Origin of the sequence: Methylobacterium sp. B4, from assembly GCF_003201865.1 — a bacterium.
Taxonomy (GTDB): Bacteria; Pseudomonadota; Alphaproteobacteria; order Rhizobiales; family Beijerinckiaceae; genus Methylobacterium.
In genome coordinates, this window is sequence record NZ_QJJJ01000010.1 from 136,913 (window position 1) to 153,748 (window position 16,836).

Genomic DNA, 16,836 nt, shown 5'->3' on the forward strand with positions numbered 1-16,836 from the left:
GACGACCCGGGGGCCGGCCTGTCAGCGGCGGTCCGGCTCCTCCGCCGGGCCGGGGGGCGGGGCGGCGCTCTGCGGGGCCGGTCGTTCGCGGGTGAGATCGAGCAGGATCATGTCGAGCAGGACGCGGAGCCGGTGGAAGCCCGAGGCCGGAAGCTTCGCCCGGGCGGCCGCGCAGAGCGTGGCAGCCTCGGCGATGGCATCGGCGTCGTTCGTTGGCATCGTCCTTCCCGATCCGAGCCTGTCGAGGGCGGCGGAGGCGCGTCATGCACGATCCAGCCGGTTCGATCGCGTCCCACGACGCTTGCAATCGCGCTGATCGAACATTTGTTGCCCCGATTCGGCTCCTCTGACGACGCGGCCGGACTGAATTCTCCATCACAATCTTGTGTCTACCAGCCTGGACACGACCCCGCGTGCCGCGCGGCGTCAGTCGAGATCCCGGGCCGCGCGCTCCAGGGCGCTCAGAAGCGGCTCGATCTCCGACGCGTCGAGATTGTGGAAGCCGAGCGTGCGTCCCATCACGACGCCGAGGATCGCGAAGAACAGGGCCGCCCCGACGCCCGGCGCCCCCCGCGCGGCGTCGAACCGCTCCAGCCGCTCGGCCACGAAGGCGCGGTAGCCGGCCAGCGCCTCCGGGTTCTCGGCCGAGGCGAGCAGGAGGGCGCGGGTGAAGTCGTCGTCCTCGCAGTAGCTGCGGCGCAGATGGGCGATCATGCCCATCGCGAGCCCGGATGGCCCCGGCGGCTGCTCTGCCTCGCAGGCGGCGATGCCGGCGCGTAGATCCGCGAGCTTGCGCGCGACGAGGGCGAGGATCAGCGCGTCCTTCGAGCCGTAATGGTGCAGCACGCCGCCCTTGCTCAGGCCCGCTTCGGCGGCCACGGCGTCGATGGTCAGCCCCCGCGCTCCGCCTCGCAGCAGCACCGCGCCGGCCGCGTCGAGAATCACCTCTGCACGGTCGTCGCGCCGGCTGCGCGTCCTCTGCGACATGATCGCTCCCGAAACGCCGCTTCCGGCCCTGTGTCTGGATACAAGGTCCGAGGTGGTGCGCTAAGTTCCTGACCAAACGAGCGATTTTTCCGACAGGTCCGGCGGGCCGCCGCGCCCGTGCAGAAAAATACCGTCTGGACGGTTGGTAAGATACGCGATAGGCCTGCGCCGCGAAAGCCGCCCGCTGCGCGAAAGACGCGTGCCTCGCCCCGCTGTTCGGAACCTCGGCCGATGTTCTCACGGCTCCGTCCCGCCGTTCTCCTCTCCGCCGCCCTGGCTGCCGTCTCGGGCGCCGCCGTCCTGGCGCCTGTCCTCCCGAGCCGGCCGGCGGGGGCGCAGGCCCTCTCTGCGGTGCGCGCCGACGCCCCGGCCGCCCTGCCGGAGGCGGACGACCCCTCCGTGGTGCTGGTGCGGGTGCGCGAGGCGCGCAAGGGCCCGGTCGCCTCGGACGTGGTGCTGACCGGCGACATCCAGGCCCAGGCCCAGACCAACGTCGCCTTCCGCACCAACGGCAAGGTCGCCGAGCGCCGGGTCGAGGTCGGCGACCACGTCACGGCCGACCAAGTGCTCGCTGTGCTGGAGCCGTTGGTGCAGCGGGCCAACCTCGACAACGCCCGCGCCGCCCTCGTCTCGGCGGAGGCGCAGCTCACCCAGGCCAAGGTCACCTTCGAGCGTCAGAAGCAGCTCATCAGCGGCGGCTACACGACGCGTCCGTCCTACGACAACGCCGAGCAGCAACTGCGCACCTCCCAGGCCGCGGTCGATTCCGCCAAGGCGGCGCTGGGAACCGCCGAGGAGCAGCTCTCCTACACCGAGCTGCGCGCGGGCGTGCCCGGCATCGTGCTGAGCCGGACCTTCGAAGTGGGGCAGGTGGTGCAGGCGGGCCAGGCGGTGATGGTGCTCGCCCAGGACGGGCCGCGGGACGCGGTGTTCAACGTCTACGAGGCGCTGACCGCCAACCCGCCCGGCGACAAGACGATCCACGTCACGCTCCAATCCGACCTCGCGGTGGGGGCGACGGGCTCCGTGCGCGAGATCTCGCCGACCGTGGATGCGGCGAGCGGCACGGTGCGGGTCAAGGTCGGGCTCGAGCAGACGCCGCCCGCCATGTCGCTCGGCGCCGTGGTGATCGGCCGGGGCCGTTTCGTCTCCCGCGAGGCGGTGGTGCTGCCCTGGTCGGCGCTCTACCGCTCCGACGACCGGCCGGCGGTCTGGATCTACGACGCCACCGCGCGCACCGTCTCGATCCGGACGATCGAGATCGACCGCTACGGCTCCAACGACATCGTGCTCAGGGGCGGCGTCGAGCCCGGCGAGAACGTGGTGGTGGCCGGCATCCAGTTCCTGCGTCCCGGCCAGCGGGTCGCCCTGGCCGCGCAAGGGGAGGGCGGACGATGAGGCCTCCGACCGTTCCGGGCGCTTCCGCCCACATCCTCGTACCCGTCCTCACCCTCGTGCTCGCCCCCGTTCTGGCGTCCTGCCAGCCCGCCCAGGAGCCGCCCCCGCCCCCCGTGCGGCCGGTGCTGACGACGCTCGCCAAGCCCACCGACAGCGAGGTCTTCGGCCCCTTCGCCGGCACGGTCGAGCCGCGCTACCAGTCCCAGCTCGGCTTCCAGATCGGCGGCCGCGTGGTGGCGCGCGACGTCACCGTCGGCGACGTCGTCAAGAAGGGCCAGCGGCTCGCCGCCCTCGACCCGATCGTCTCGCGCTTCGATCTCAGCCGGGCGGAGGCGGAACTCGCCGATGCGAAGGCCCAGGCCGAGAACGCGACGGCCACCGAGGCGCGCACCCGGCGCCTGATCGAGGGCGGCAACGTCGCCCAGGCCCAGCTCGACGGGGCGGTGGCCCGGCGCGACACCGCCCAGGCCCGCCTCGCCCAGGCCGGCGCCAGCCTGCAGAAGGCCCGCGACCAGATCGGCTACACCGAGCTGCACGCCGATTTCGACGGCGTCGTCACCCAGCGGCTGGCCGAGATCGGGCAGGTGGTGAGCCCGGGGCAGGGGATCGTGACGCTGGCCCGGCCCGAGACCCGCGAGGCCGTGGTCGACATCCCCGAGACGCTGGCCGGCGCCATGCCGAAGGACGGGCTGTTCACGGTCGTGCTCCAGAGCGCGCCGGAGATCACCGCGCGGGGCCGGGTGCGCGAGGTCGCCCCCTTCGCCGAATCCGGCACCCGCACCCGCCGCGTGCGCCTGACGCTGGAGGAGCCCGGTCCCGCCTTCCGCCTGGGCGCGACCATCACCGTCTCCCTGGAGCGCCGCACCGAGGCCCGCATCAACCTGCCCGCCACCGCGCTGCTCGAGGCCGACGGGCGCCGCTCGGTCTGGATCGTGCCGGGGGCGGGCGGACAGGGGGAGGCGGGCGGAGAGCGGCGTGTCGAGCGCCGCGACGTCACCCTCGCCGAGGAGGGGCCGGACGGGGACGGGCGCATCGCCGTGCGCGCGGGGCTGAAGCCCGGCGAGCGGGTCGTGGTGGCGGGCGTCCACTCCCTGCGCGACGGCCAATCCGTGCGGCTGGCCGACGACCGGCCCTGAACGGCAGGTTCTGCGAAAGGTTTCGCGCGTGAAGGACTTCAACCTTTCCGACTGGGCGCTCGGCCACCGTTCGCTGGTCTGGTTCCTGATGCTCGTCTGCCTGGTCGCCGGGGTGATGGCCTATTCACGCCTCGGCCGCGAGGAGGATCCGCCCTTCGCCATCAAGACCATGGTGGTCCAGGCGAGCTGGCCGGGTGCCACGATCAAGGACACGCTCGATCAGGTCACCGACCGGATCGAGAAGGAGCTCCAGCAGATCAACGCCCTCGACTACGTCAGGAGCTACACCACGCCGGGCCAGGCGACGGTGTTCGTCCAGTTCCGCGACACGACGCGCAAGGAGGAGATTCAGCCCGCCTTCTACCAAGTGAGGAAGCGCCTGGGCGACATCCAGCACACCTTCCCCGAGGGCGTGCGGGGGCCGTCCTTCAACGACGAGTTCGGCGACGTCTACGGCAACGTCTACGCCTTCACCGCCGACGGCCTGACCCACCGGCAGCTGCGCGACTACGTCGAGGGCGTGCGCACCGAGGTGCTCAAGGTGCCCAATATCGGCAAGACCCTGCTGATGGGCGTACAGGGCGAGACGATCTATCTCGATTTCTCCACCCGCAAGCTCGCGGGCTACGGCATCGACATCCAGGCGCTGATCCGGGCGCTGCAATCGCAGAACGCGGTGGCCGCCTCGGGCGTGGTCCAGGCGGGGCCGGAGCGGGTCTCCCTGCGGGTGAGCGGCCAGTTCTCCTCCGAGGACTCGCTGCGCAACGTGAATCTCCGCTTCAACGACCGCTTCTTCCGCCTCGCGGACGTGGCCGAGATCTCCCGCGGCTACGAGGATCCGCCCGCCGCGATGTTCCGCGTCGGCGGCCGGCCGGCGATCGGGCTCGCCATCGCCATGCGTCCCAACGCCAACCTCCTGAAGTTCGGCGAGGACCTCAAGGAGCGCATGCACGTCATCGAGGGCAAGCTGCCGATCGGCGTCGGCATCCACCTCGTCTCCGACCAGCCCAAGATCGTCGAGGAGGCGGTCGGCGGCTTCACCAAGGCGCTGGTCGAGGCGGTCGTGATCGTGCTGGTCGTGAGCTTCGTGAGCCTGGGCCTGCGCGCGGGCCTCGTGGTGGCGATCTCGATCCCGCTCGTGCTCGCCATCGTCTTCGTGGTCATGCAGGTGATGGGCGTCACCCTCCAGCGCATCTCGCTCGGCGCCCTCATCATCGCCCTGGGGCTCTTGGTCGACGACGCGATGATCACCGTCGAGATGATGGTGGCCCGCCTCGAACTCGGCGACAACCTCAAGAAGGCGGCGACCTTCGCCTACACCTCCACCGCCTTCCCGATGCTCACCGGCACGCTGGTGACCGTGGCGGGCTTTCTGCCGATCGGCTTCAACGGCTCCTCGGCGGGCGAGTACACCTACTCGCTCTTCGTCGTCATCGCCGCCTCGCTCCTGGTCTCCTGGGTGGTCGCGGTGCTGTTCGCGCCGCTGCTCGGCGTGACCCTTCTCCCCAAGACCATGAAGCATCATGCGGAGCGACAGGGCCTGTTCACCCGCGCCTTCATGGCGGTGCTGCGGGTGGCGATGCGGCTGCGCTGGATCACCGTGATCGTCTGCGTCGCGCTGATGGGGCTCGCCGTGGTCGGGATGGGGCACGTGCAGCAGCAGTTCTTCCCCTCCTCCGACCGCTCCGAGGTGCTCGTCGACCTGACGCTGCCGCAGAACGCCACCATCGCCGAGACCCGGGCGCAGATGGACCGCTTCGAGGCGCATCTGAAGGACGATCCCGACATCGAGCGCTGGAGCTCCTACGTCGGTCAGGGCGCGGTGCGCTTCTACCTGCCGCTCGACCAGCAGCTCGCCAACGCCTTCTTCGGCCAGATCGTGATCGTCACGAAGTCGCTGGAGATCCGCGATGGGGTCGTCGCACGGCTGCAGAAGATCGGCCGGCACGACTTCGTCGGCACCGACGTGCTGGTGCAGCCGCTCAATCTCGGCCCGCCCGTGGGCCGCCCGATCCAGTACCGCCTCTCGGGACCCGACGTGCAGGAGGTGCGCCGGCTCGGGCTCAAGCTCGCCGACGTGGTGGCGAGCGACAAGCGGCTGGCCGTGCCGACCTTCGACTGGAACGAGCCGGGCAAGGTGCTGCGCGTCGAGATCCTCCAGGACAAGGCGCGCCAGCTCGGCGTCACCAGCCAGGACATCGCCGGCATCCTCAACGGCGTCGTGGGCGGTCAGGCGATCACGCAGGTGCGCGATTCGATCTACCTCGTGAACGTGGTGGGGCGCGCCCGCACGGTGGAGCGCACCTCCCTCGACACGCTCCAGAGCCTTCAGGTCGCCCTTTCCAACGGCTCCGTCGTGCCGATCCTGGCCTTTGCCCGGATCGACTACGATCTGGAGCAGCCGATCGTCTGGCGCCGCGACCGGGTGCCGACGCTGACGGTGCGCGCCACCATCAACGACGCGACCCAGCCGCCCACCGTGGTCGCCGCGCTCCAGCCCGCCATCGACGCCTACGTCGAGGCGCTGCCGGAGGGCTACACCCTGGCCACCGGCGGCGCGGTCGAGGAGGCGGGCAAGGGCCAGGGACCGATCGCGGCCGTGGTGCCGGTGATGCTGCTGGCCATGGCCTTCTTCCTGATGATCCAGCTCCAGAGCTTCCAGAAGCTCTTTCTGGTGTTCTCCGTGGCGCCGCTCGGCCTGATCGGCGTGGTCCCGGCCCTGCTGCTCTTCGACAAGCCGATGGGCTTCGTGGCGATCCTCGGCATCCTGGCCCTGATCGGCATCATCGTGCGCAACGCCGTGATCCTCGTGAGCCAGATCGAGGAATGCGAGGCCGAGGGGATGGAACCCTGGGACGCCGTGGTCGAGGCCACGCGCCACCGCATGCGGCCGATCCTGCTCACGGCCGCGGCCGCCAGCCTCGGCCTGATCCCGATCGCCCGCGAGGTGTTCTGGGGCCCGATGGCCTACGCCATGATCGGCGGCATCCTCGCGGCGACCCTGCTGACGCTGCTGTTCCTGCCCGCGCTCTATGTCGGCTGGTACCGGATCAAGGCGCCGCGGCGGGAGGCGGCCGGGGGGCACTGAACCTGGCCGCGCGTCACGCTGGCACTGCCCGCAGGGCGCGAGCGAAGTTCGCGCCCTGCACGGAAGCGTCGCTGTCCAATCTTGCGGCTCGGCGACATCATGCATTCCGTGCGTAACGTGATGCTTTATATCCCGCGCGAACGCGTTAGATCTGCTTTCGTTGCATGGCCGGCCTGTGCCGCCTGTTGCGACGCCAAATACTCTTTGCGGATGTAAGCCCATCCGCTAGGCACATGCCGAACGCCGCGCCAAGGTGGCGGCTTCGATGCACCCCCAGTCGAGCCGGCTGCCCGCGATGACCACCGACCACGCCACGGCCAATTCCCAATCCCTGGAGCGGGACGCGCAGGTGGCCATGAGCCACCACGACGTCAGTCCCAACGACATCGCGCTCGGCGTGGTGATCGGCCGGGCCTCGGAATATTTCGACTTCTTCGTGTTCGGCATCGCCTCGGTGCTGGTGTTCCCGAAGGTGTTCTTCCCCTTCGCCGACGCGCTGACGGGCACGCTCTACTCCTTCGCCATCTTCGCGCTGGCCTTCGTCGCCCGTCCGCTCGGGTCGATCTTCTTCATGAAGATCCACCAGCGGCACGGGCGCGGCGTCAAGCTCACCATCGCCCTGTTCCTGCTCGGCGGCTCCACCGCGGCGATCAGCTTCCTGCCGAGCTACAACTCGATCGGCGTCGTCGCCATCGAGCTGCTCGCGGTGCTGCGGGTCGCGCAGGGCTTCGCGCTCGGCGGCGCCTGGGACGGCATGGCCTCCCTGCTCGCCCTCAACGCCCCCCGGGAGCGCCGGGGCTGGTACGCGATGATCCCGCAGCTCGGCGCGCCCATCGGCTTCATGGTGGCGAGCGCCCTGTTCGCGTTCTTCTCCGTCAACCTCACGCCGGAAGACTTCATCGACTGGGGCTGGCGCTTCCCGTTCTTCTGCGCCTTCACCATCAACGTCGTGGCCCTGTTCGCGCGCCTGCGCCTCGTCGCCACCCCGGAATTCACCCGCCTCCTCGACAAGGGGCGCCTGGAGCCGGTCGGCATCGTCGATCTCGCCCGCCACCACGCCCTCGACGTGTGGATCGGCGCCTTCGTGCCGCTGGCGAGCTTCGCCCTGTTCCACCTCGTGACGATCTTCCCGATCGCCTGGCTCGCCCTGTCGAGCGAGCGCTCGGCCGGCGACTTCCTGATGGTGCAGTTCTCCGGCGCCATCATCTGCGCCGGCGCGGTCGCCGCCTCGGGCCTGATCGCCGACCAGATCGGGCGGCGCAACCTGCTCATCATCAGCGCCGGGCTCATCGCCGCGTTCGCCTGCGGCAGCATCCTGGCGCCGCTGATCTTCGGCGAGAACGCCATCGGCCAGACGATCTACGTCAATATCGGCTTCATGCTGCTCGGCCTGTCCTACGGCCAGACCGCGGGCGCCGTGACCTCGCGGCTCGGGGCCCGCTACCGCTACACCGGTGCGGCTCTGACCTCGGACCTCGCCTGGCTGTTCGGCGCGGGGTTCGCGCCGCTGGTGGTGCTGTACCTCTCCACGGCCTACGGGCTGGCCATGGTCGGCGTCTACCTGCTGTCGGGCGCCCTGGCGACGCTGCTCGCGCTGTATCTCGACCGTTCCGAGATGCGTCAGATGTGATGTGTCCGTTCCGCGGGGGCACCCGCGGGAGGAGACCCGAACCGTCGCCGCGCGGGACGAGACCCGCGTGGCCCTTGCGATGGAACGAAGATTCGTGGCCATGACCGCCCTCCGTCCGCCAAAGGCACGCGCGCTCTCCCGCGCCGCGGCCCCTTCCGTGGCACGCTCCCCGATCCGCTCCGCCTCCCGGCTCCTGCGGGGCCTCGTCCTGCTGCCCCTGTTCGGGCTTCTGGCCGGCTGCAACCTCGTGGTCATGCAGCCCTCCGGCGACATCGCCATGCAGCAGCGCAACCTCGTCCTGGCCTCGACGGGGTTGATGCTGCTCATCATCGTGCCGGTGATCGCGCTGACCCTGCTGTTCGCGTGGCGCTACCGCGCCTCGAACACGGAGGCCCGCCACGACCCCGACTGGGACCACTCGACCGGGCTCGAGGTGGTGATCTGGACCGCGCCGCTGATGATCATCATCGCGCTGGGCGCGCTGACCTGGATCAGCACCCACACCCTCGACCCGTTCCGGCCGCTCTCGCGCATCGAGCCGGGCAAGCCGGTGGCGGCGGACGTGAAGCCGCTGGAGGTGCAGGTCGTCGCCCTCGACTGGAAGTGGCTGTTCTTCATCCCCGAATACAACATCGCGACCGTCAACGAGCTGGCCGCGCCGGTGAACCGGCCGATCAGCTTCAAGATCACCGCCTCCTCGGTGATGAACGCCTTCTACATCCCGGCCTTGGCCGGCATGATCTACGCCATGCCCGGCATGGAGACGAAGCTGCACGCGGTGATCAACCGGGCGGGCGAGTTCGACGGCCTGTCCTCGCACTACAGCGGCACCGGCTTCTCGCGCATGACGTTCAAGTTCCACGGGCTCGACGGCGACGGCTTCGACCAGTGGGTCGCCAAAGTGAAGCAGCAGGGTTCGGAGCTGACCCGCGATGCCTATCTGGAGCTGGAGCGCCCGAGCGAGCGGGTGCCCGTCACCTATTACGGCTCCTTCACCGACGGCCTGTTCGGCTCGATCGTCAACATGTGCGCCGTCCCCGGCAAGATGTGCATGCGCGAGATGATGACGATCGACGCCAAGGGCGGCGCCGGCAAGGACAGCCGCGAGAACGCCGCGCGGCTGCAATACGACAACCGCCACACGGAGCGGGGCGACGAGGCACCGGGCGCGACCACGCCCGCCTCGCACCGCGCGCCGAAGAGCGAAACGCCCGACGCCGACAAGACCCACGAGGGCAGTGGCCAGGGCCACACCGCCCCCGACCAGACCAACAACTGATCCGTCGCCGCCCCGGATTCACGGACGAGTTCGACCCATGTTCTCAAACCCGGATCTGCAGAAGCTCCTGTTCGGGCGCCTCACCCTCGAGGACATCCCGTTCCACGAGCCGATCCTGCAAGTCACCTTCGCAGGCGTCGTGGTGGCCGGCATCGCCGTGCTCGCCACGATCACCTATTTCCGCTTCTGGGGTCCGCTCTGGCGCGACTGGCTGACCTCGGTCGATCACAAGAAGATCGGCATCATGTACGTCGTGCTGGCGCTCGTGATGCTGCTGCGCGGCTTTGCCGACGCGCTGCTGATGCGCTCGCAGCAGGCCATCGCCTTCGGTGCCAACGAGGGCTACCTGCCGCCGCATCACTACGACCAGATCTTCACCGCCCACGGCGTGATCATGATCTTCTTCGTGGCAATGCCCTTCGTCACGGGTCTGATGAACTACGTCGTGCCCCTGCAGATCGGCGCGCGCGACGTCGCCTTCCCCTTCCTCAACAACTTTTCCTTCTGGATGACGGTCTCCGGCGCCGTCACCGTGATGATCTCGCTCTTCATCGGCGAGTTCGCCCGCACCGGCTGGCTCGCCTACCCGCCGCTCTCGGGGGCCGACATGAGCCCGGGGGTCGGCGTCGACTACTACATCTGGGGCCTGCAGATCGCAGGCATCGGCACGACCTTGTCGGGCATCAACCTGATCGCGACCATCGTGAAGATGCGCGCGCCGGGCCTGTCCATGATGAAGATGCCGATCTTCACCTGGACTTCGCTGTGCACCAACGTGCTCATCGTCGCTGCCTTCCCGATCCTCGCCGCCGTTCTCGCGCTGCTGACCCTCGACCGCTACGTCGGCACGCACTTCTTCACGAACGACCTCGGCGGCAATCCGATGATGTACTTCAACCTCATCTGGATCTGGGGCCATCCGGAGGTCTACATCCTCATCCTGCCCGCCTTCGGCATCTTCTCCGAGGTGACCTCGACCTTCTCCGGCAAGCGCCTGTTCGGCTACACCTCGATGGTCTACGCGACCGTCGTCATCACGATCCTCTCCTACCTCGTGTGGCTGCACCACTTCTTCACGATGGGCTCGGGCGCCAACGTGAACTCGTTCTTCGGCCTCACGACGATGATCATCTCGATCCCGACGGGCGCCAAGATCTTCAACTGGCTGTTCACGATGTATCGCGGCCGGATCCGCTTCGACGTGCCGATGCTGTGGACCGTGAGCTTCATGGTCACCTTCACCATCGGCGGCATGACCGGCGTGCTGCTCGCCGTGCCCCCGGCCGACTTCGTGCTGCACAACTCGCTGTTCCTGATCGCGCACTTCCACAACGTGATCATCGGCGGCGTGCTGTTCGGCATGTTCGCCGGCGTGAACTACTGGTTCCCGAAGGCCTTCGGCTTCAAGCTCGACGAGTTCTGGGGCAAGGTCAGCTTCTGGTTCTGGACGATCGGCTTCTACGTCGCCTTCATGCCGCTCTACGTGCTGGGGCTCATGGGCGTCACCCGCCGCGTCCAGCACTTCGAGGACACCTCCCTGCAGCCGTGGTTCGTCGTCGCCGCCATCGGCGCGGGCCTGATCGCGCTGGGCATCGGGGCGATGATCGTGCAGTTCGCCGTCTCGATCAAAAACCGCGAGGCGCTGCGCGACGTGACCGGCGATCCCTGGGGCGGCCGGACGCTCGAATGGTCCACCTCCTCGCCGCCGCCGGACTACAACTTCGCCTTCACGCCCGTGGTGCGCGGCCTCGACGCGTGGTGGGAGATGAAGGCCCGCGGCTTCCAGCGGCCGATGGCCGGCTACAAGCCGATCCACATGCCCAGGAACACCGCCACCGGCGTGATCCTGGGCGTCATCAGCATCGCCTTCTCCTTCGCGATGATCTGGTACATCTGGTGGCTGGCGGCTCTTGCCTTCGCGGCGACGCTCGCCGTCTCGATCATCCACACCTTCAACTACAACCGCGACTTCTACATCCCCGCCGATACGGTCGCCCGCACCGAGGCGCAGCGGACCGAGGCGCTGGCGGCGGTACGGGCCTGAGCACCATGGCATCTCACGCGACTCAAAGCCTGGGCGACGGCGCGGACGACCGCGTCTTCCTCGATCTCGAAGGCGAGCATCACCCGGAAGGGAGCACGATGCTCGGCTTCTGGATCTACCTCATGAGCGACTGCCTCATCTTCGCGGTGCTGTTCGCCACCTACGCCGTGCTCGGCCGCAACTACGCGGCCGGGCCCGCCCCCAAGGACCTGTTCGACCTGTCCCTGGTGGCGGTGAACACGTCGATGCTGCTGTTTTCCTCCATCACCTACGGCTTCGCCATGCTGGAGATGGCCAAGGACAACATCGCCCGGACGCAACTCTGGCTCGCGGTGACCGGCCTGTTCGGCGCGGCCTTCGTCGGGCTCGAACTCTACGAGTTCGCGCACCTGATCCACGAGGGCGCCACGCCCCAGCGCAGCGCCTTCCTGTCCTCGTTCTACACCCTGGTCGGAACCCACGGCCTGCACGTCACCTTCGGCATCGTCTGGCTCGTGATCCTGATGATCCAGGTGCGCCAGCGCGGGCTGATCGCCGAGAACCAGCGCCGTCTGATGTGCCTGTCGATGTTCTGGCACTTCCTCGACGTCATCTGGATCGGCGTCTTCACCTTCGTCTACCTCATGGGAGTCCTGCAATGAGCGGGGCAGCGCACGCCAACGACCACGGCCATGGCCACGGCCATGGCCATGCGCATGGCCACGGGCAGGACGCCCACGGCCACGGCTCGTTCAAGGACTACGTGACGGGCTTCGTCCTGTCCGTCATCCTGACCGCGATCCCGTTCTGGCTGGTGATGGGCGACGTTCTCGGCGACAAGCTCGTCACGAGCGTCGTCGTCCTCGGGCTGGCCGTGGTGCAGATCGTGGTCCACATGATCTACTTCCTGCACATGAACACGAAGTCGGAGGGCGGCTGGACCTTCCTGGCGCTGATCTTCACGATCACCATCGTGGTCATCACGCTGTGCGGCTCGATCTGGGTCATGCACCACCTGAACAGCAACATGATGCCGACTTCCGTCGAGGACATGCGCCACGCCCCCTGACGCGTCGCCCGACCGCTCGTCCTCGCCCGAGGCTTCCACTCCCGGGCGGGGGCGCTCGCTCCTCGCCCGGATCCTGCTGGTGCTGGCGGGGCTGGCCGTCACGGGCGTGTTCCTCGCGCTGGGCACCTGGCAGGTCGAGCGCCGGATCTGGAAGCTCGACCTGATCGCGCGCGTGGACGCCCGCATCCACGCCGAGCCCGTCCTCGCGCCGGGTCCGGAGGAGTGGCCCGGCCTCACCGCGGCCTCCGCCGAGTATCGCCGGCTCCGGCTGACGGGCCGCTTCCTCCACGACCGGGCGACCCTCGTCCAGGCGCTCACCGAGCGCGGCGCCGGCTTCTGGGTGCTCGTGCCGCTGGTCACGGATCGCGGCTTCACCGTCCTCGTCAACCGCGGCTTCGTGCCGGGCGAGGCCCGCACCCGCGCCGCCCGCGCGGCGGGCGAGCCGGAGGGCACGGTGACGGTGACCGGCCTGCTGCGCCTGTCCGAGCCCGGCGGCGGCTTCCTGCGCGCGAACGATCCGGGGGCCGAGCGCTGGTTCTCCCGCGACGTCGCGGCCATCGCCGCCGCCAGAGGGCTCGACCGGGAGCGCGCGCAGGAGGGCGCCGTCGCACCCTACTTCGTGGATGCCGATGCCGCGCCCAATCCCGGCGGCCTGCCGGTCGGCGGCCTCACGGTCGTGGCCTTCCCCAACACTCACCTCGTCTACGCGCTGACATGGTACGCCCTGGCGCTGATGAGCGCCGGCGCCCTCGTCTACGCCCTGCGCCGCCCGAACCCCGCGCGGTAGGCGAGCGCAACACCCTGCGGCTTCGCGCACGGGACGGGGCAAGCAACGGCTGGCGAAAGCCTCATGGAAAAGTGATTTCCGATCTGCGGAACCGCGCAAGCGACGGCCAGAACAGCGTATTCGCTCTTGTGCTTGCTTCGGATTCATATCGAGGCAAGAATGTTTTCCGCCGATTCGGGCGCGGCAGGGATCTGCTGCGGCCGTGTCGGTCTTTGTGCCCGGAAGGACCGGCGCCCGTCGCGTCGGTTGGAATCGAGGATCACGGCGCATCCGCGCCGTCCGCCATCAAGCGAGCGGAGCCGCCATGCAGGGCCCTGCAGGAGATGTTTCCACCGGCCCGGCAGGGCTGGGCGCGGCGCGTTCGGTGCCGGAACCGCTCGTGGGGCTCCTCGTCGCCATGGAAGGCACGCTCGCCGCGCTGGCGGGGGAGGGCGGCGGCCGTCACGAGCTGCACGCCCTGCGCAACCATCTCTCCGACCTCTGCGTGCTGACCGAGGAGACGCCGCCGATCCGGCGGGCGGTCGACCGCCTCGTCACGGCCGGGGACCGTCTCGGCGAGGCGGTGGTGGCCGCGCGCGGCACCGCGCATCGCTGGCGCAGCCCCCGCCTGGGCAAGGCCCGCCAGGCGTTGGCCTCCCTCGAACGCGCCCTGGCCGGCGCGCGCCCGAGTCGGATCGCGGCGCGGCTCGACCGGGACTGGTAGGGAAGGAGCGCCCGGCGCTCGCTCCGGGACCGAGCCGCCGGGGCGCGCCGCCCCTCCGGCGCAGAACGGCGACGCTTCCCGGGAACGGATGGGCCGGCCGGCGGTTTGCGCTCGCGTCCGGCAAACGCCTCCCGTCCCCTTCGCGTCCGAGCCTTCGATGGACATCACCCGCCGCTCGGCCAGCCCGTCGGCCCAAGCCGCGTCCGAGCGGGCCGAATCCAGCGGAGCCGAACCCGAGGGGGGCCGCGGAGCCGGGTCGGCCGCTGCCCGATCGATCGGGAGCTGGGCGGCCATGGCCGCGGCGGCCGCCCTCGCGGTGGCGGCGTGGTCCCTCCTGCCGGTCGAGGATTGGCTGCGCGCCTTCTCCGCCTGGGCCAACGGCCTCGGACCCTACGGGCTCTTGGCGTTCGGCGTGCTGTTCTTCATCGCGACGCTCCTCGTCATCCCGGGTACGCCGCTGACCATCGCCGGCGCCGTGGCCTTCGGCTGGGCGGTGATGCCGGTGGTGCTGCTGGCCGCGACGCTGGGCTCCTGGCTCGCCTTCGCCGCGGCACGCCACCTGTTCCGGGACCGGGTGCGCGGGCTCATCGAGCGTCGGCCCAAGCTCAAGGCCACCGTCGAGGCGGTGGGCGACGGCGGCTGGCGGCTGCTGACCTTGATGCGACTGAGCCCCTTCGTGCCGTTCAACGCGCAGAATTACGCCCTCGGGGTGACGGAGGTCAGCGCGGGCGCCTATCTCGTCTCGACGGTGATCGGCATGCTGCCGGGCACGGTGGTCTGCGTCTATCTCGGCGTGATCGGCCGCCACGCGGGCAGCGACGAGCCGACCCACTGGATCACCCTCGGCCTCGGGCTCGTCGCCACGGTGGCGGCGGTGGAACTGACCCGGCGGCGGGTGCGGGCCAAGCTCGAAGCGGGCAAGGGCGCAGGCAAGGGGGCAGGCAAGGGCGCAGGCAAGGGATCGGCCGAGGGCAAGGGGATGGACGAGGGGATGGATAAGGGGGCGGGCAGGCTCGAGACGGGAAAGGCTGGCGCGGGCGCATGAGGGTGGATTTCGCGGGCGGGCAGGGCGTGTCCGAGGGCCGGCAGCCGGCGTCGGCGCAGACCTGGCTGCAGCCGGGGCTGACCTGCTGGCGGCGGGAGCGGGCGGGGCGTGTCGCCGTGCTCCACGACGGCGCCGCCTACTTCGCCGCCGCCCGGGCCGCGCTCCTGCGGGCGCGGGAGAGCATCACGCTGATCGGCTGGAGCTTCGACCCGCGGGTGCGCCTGCTGCCGGCAGCCTCCGACCCGGAGGCGGGCCAGACCCTGGCCGAGCTGCTGCGCGCCCTGAAGGCCGAGCGGCCGGATCTGGCCATCCGCATCCTGATCTGGGACATGCCCTGGCCGATCTCGGCGGGCAACGACCACACCCCGCAGACCGTGCGCGAGAGCCTCGGGCCGGAGATCGACTTCCGCATCGACGGTACGCTGCCCTTCGGCGCCTGCCAGCACCAGAAGCTCCTGGTGATCGACGATGCGATCGCCTTCTGCGGCGGCAGCGACTTCGAGGTGAACCGCTGGGACACCCCCGCCCACCGCGACCGCGATCCCCGTCGCCGCCTGCCCTCGGGCGAGGACTACCCGCCCCGCCACGACGTGATGATGCTGGTCGACGGCCCTGCCGCCGGGGCGCTCGCCGAGCTCGCCCGCGAGCGCTGGCGCCGCGCCACCGGCGAGAGCATCGCCCCGGACGGCACCGCGGCCGCCGATCCGGAACACGATCCCTGGCCCGAAACCCTCGCGCCGCACCTCACCGACGCGACGGTCGCGGTCTCGCGCACCGATCCGCCGCTGGCCGGGCGCCCGGCCGTCACCGAGAGCGCCGCGCTCTACCTCGCCTCGATCCGCGGGGCGCAGCGCTTCATCTACCTGGAGAACCAGTACCTCACCTCGCCCGTCGTGGCGCGGGCGCTGGCCGACCGGCTCAGGGAGCCCGAGGGGCCGGAGATCGTGATCGTGCTCTCCGAGCGCAGCCCGAGCGGCTTCGACCGCCTGACCATGGACGGCGCCCGCCGCGGCCTGATCGCGGGCTTGCGCCGGGCCGACCGCCACGGGCGCCTGCGGATCGTGGCGCCGCACACGCAGAAGGGCCGGACCATCCTGGTCCATTCCAAGGTGGCGATCATCGACGAACGCCTGCTCCGGGTCGGCTCGACCAACCTCAACAACCGCTCCTTCGGCTACGACACCGAGTGCGACCTCGCGCTGGAGGTGCCCGCCGACGATATCCAGGGCCGCGCCGCCCTGCGCCGGCTTCTCTACGGGCTGCTCGCCCATCACGGCGGCTGCCCGCCCGAGGTGTTCGCCAAGGCCGTGGAGGCGCGCGGCTCCCTGCGCGCGGCCCTCGACGATTCCGGCCTGATGCCCGGCTCGCGGCTCTGCCCCATCGTCCCCTCCCGCCGCGGCCCCGTCGCCCGCCTCGTCGAGGCCTTCCATCTCGGCGACCCGGCGAGCCTCGCCGACGCGTGGCGCCCCTGGCGCCGCCGGGCTGTCCTGCGCCGCGCCGGGAGCGGGGATCTTTCGGAGTTCGAGCCGGCCTCACAGGGCGAGGCCCTGGGCGCTTCCTGATCCGCGCGATCTGCCTGATCGGCTCGCATCCTCTCCCGTCATCGCGAGGCGAAGCCGAAGCGATCCAGCGCGCGGACACATCCGGAGAGGTCGCGCCGCTGGATCGCTTCGCTGACGCTCGCGACGACG

14 protein-coding genes are annotated in these 16,836 nt (G+C 70.1%); 12 read left to right on the forward strand and 2 right to left on the reverse strand.

The window, feature by feature from the left end; all coding sequences use genetic code 11:
• Positions 1 to 21 precede the first annotated feature (21 nt).
• A complete protein-coding gene (locus BY998_RS14520) occupies positions 22 to 219 on the reverse strand; it encodes a hypothetical protein (RefSeq protein ID WP_110352323.1) in 198 nt (65 codons plus the stop codon).
• A gap of 207 nt (positions 220 to 426) precedes the next feature.
• Complete coding sequence (locus BY998_RS14525; protein WP_110352324.1) at positions 427 to 987, reverse strand: TetR/AcrR family transcriptional regulator; 561 nt, start codon at positions 985 to 987, stop codon at positions 427 to 429.
• A 231-nt stretch (positions 988 to 1,218) separates the two neighbouring features.
• Here BY998_RS14525 and BY998_RS14530 point away from each other — a divergent pair, with 231 nt between their 5' ends.
• From BY998_RS14530 to BY998_RS14585, 12 genes are all read left to right on the forward strand, one after another.
• Positions 1,219 to 2,385: an efflux RND transporter periplasmic adaptor subunit gene (locus tag BY998_RS14530; protein WP_110352325.1), complete on the forward strand. Its 1,167-nt coding sequence runs from the start codon at positions 1,219 to 1,221 to the stop codon at positions 2,383 to 2,385.
• Positions 2,382 to 3,521 (forward strand): efflux RND transporter periplasmic adaptor subunit, encoded by a 1,140-nt coding sequence (locus BY998_RS14535; protein ID WP_245421594.1) that lies wholly within the window; start codon positions 2,382 to 2,384, stop codon positions 3,519 to 3,521. Before BY998_RS14530 ends, BY998_RS14535 begins: the two co-directional genes overlap by 4 nt.
• A gap of 28 nt (positions 3,522 to 3,549) precedes the next feature.
• Positions 3,550 to 6,609 carry an efflux RND transporter permease subunit gene (locus tag BY998_RS14540; protein WP_110352326.1) on the forward strand — a complete coding sequence of 1,020 codons (3,060 nt, stop codon included), beginning with the start codon at positions 3,550 to 3,552 and terminating at the stop codon, positions 6,607 to 6,609.
• A 295-nt stretch (positions 6,610 to 6,904) separates the two neighbouring features.
• Positions 6,905 to 8,239 (forward strand): MFS transporter, encoded by a 1,335-nt coding sequence (locus tag BY998_RS14545; protein WP_110352327.1) that lies wholly within the window; start codon positions 6,905 to 6,907, stop codon positions 8,237 to 8,239.
• Positions 8,240 to 8,318: 79 nt separating this feature from the next.
• The gene (gene cyoA / locus BY998_RS14550) at positions 8,319 to 9,518 is read left to right on the forward strand and encodes a ubiquinol oxidase subunit II (RefSeq protein WP_110352328.1); all 1,200 of its coding nucleotides are present in this window, start codon (positions 8,319 to 8,321) and stop codon (positions 9,516 to 9,518) included.
• A gap of 37 nt (positions 9,519 to 9,555) precedes the next feature.
• Positions 9,556 to 11,562 carry a cytochrome o ubiquinol oxidase subunit I gene (gene cyoB / locus BY998_RS14555; protein WP_110352329.1) on the forward strand — a complete coding sequence of 669 codons (2,007 nt, stop codon included), beginning with the start codon at positions 9,556 to 9,558 and terminating at the stop codon, positions 11,560 to 11,562.
• Positions 11,563 to 11,567: 5 nt separating this feature from the next.
• On the forward strand, positions 11,568 to 12,203 hold the full coding sequence (gene cyoC, locus BY998_RS14560) for a cytochrome o ubiquinol oxidase subunit III (protein ID WP_110352330.1): 636 nt from the start codon (positions 11,568 to 11,570) through the stop codon (positions 12,201 to 12,203).
• Positions 12,200 to 12,610: a cytochrome o ubiquinol oxidase subunit IV gene (gene cyoD / locus BY998_RS14565; RefSeq protein WP_110352331.1), complete on the forward strand. Its 411-nt coding sequence runs from the start codon at positions 12,200 to 12,202 to the stop codon at positions 12,608 to 12,610. The genes cyoC and cyoD overlap by 4 nt, the downstream gene beginning before the upstream one ends.
• An 82-nt stretch (positions 12,611 to 12,692) precedes the next feature.
• On the forward strand, positions 12,693 to 13,397 hold the full coding sequence (locus BY998_RS14570) for an SURF1 family protein (protein ID WP_280952911.1): 705 nt from the start codon (positions 12,693 to 12,695) through the stop codon (positions 13,395 to 13,397).
• A gap of 364 nt (positions 13,398 to 13,761) precedes the next feature.
• Positions 13,762 to 14,100: a hypothetical protein gene (locus BY998_RS14575; RefSeq protein ID WP_245421595.1), complete on the forward strand. Its 339-nt coding sequence runs from the start codon at positions 13,762 to 13,764 to the stop codon at positions 14,098 to 14,100.
• A gap of 292 nt (positions 14,101 to 14,392) precedes the next feature.
• Positions 14,393 to 15,145 carry a TVP38/TMEM64 family protein gene (locus tag BY998_RS14580; protein WP_110352361.1) on the forward strand — a complete coding sequence of 251 codons (753 nt, stop codon included), beginning with the start codon at positions 14,393 to 14,395 and terminating at the stop codon, positions 15,143 to 15,145.
• Entirely contained in the window at positions 15,142 to 16,707 is a 1,566-nt protein-coding gene (locus BY998_RS14585; protein ID WP_110352334.1) for a phospholipase D-like domain-containing protein, read from the forward strand. The genes BY998_RS14580 and BY998_RS14585 overlap by 4 nt, the downstream gene beginning before the upstream one ends.
• Positions 16,708 to 16,836 lie beyond the last annotated feature (129 nt).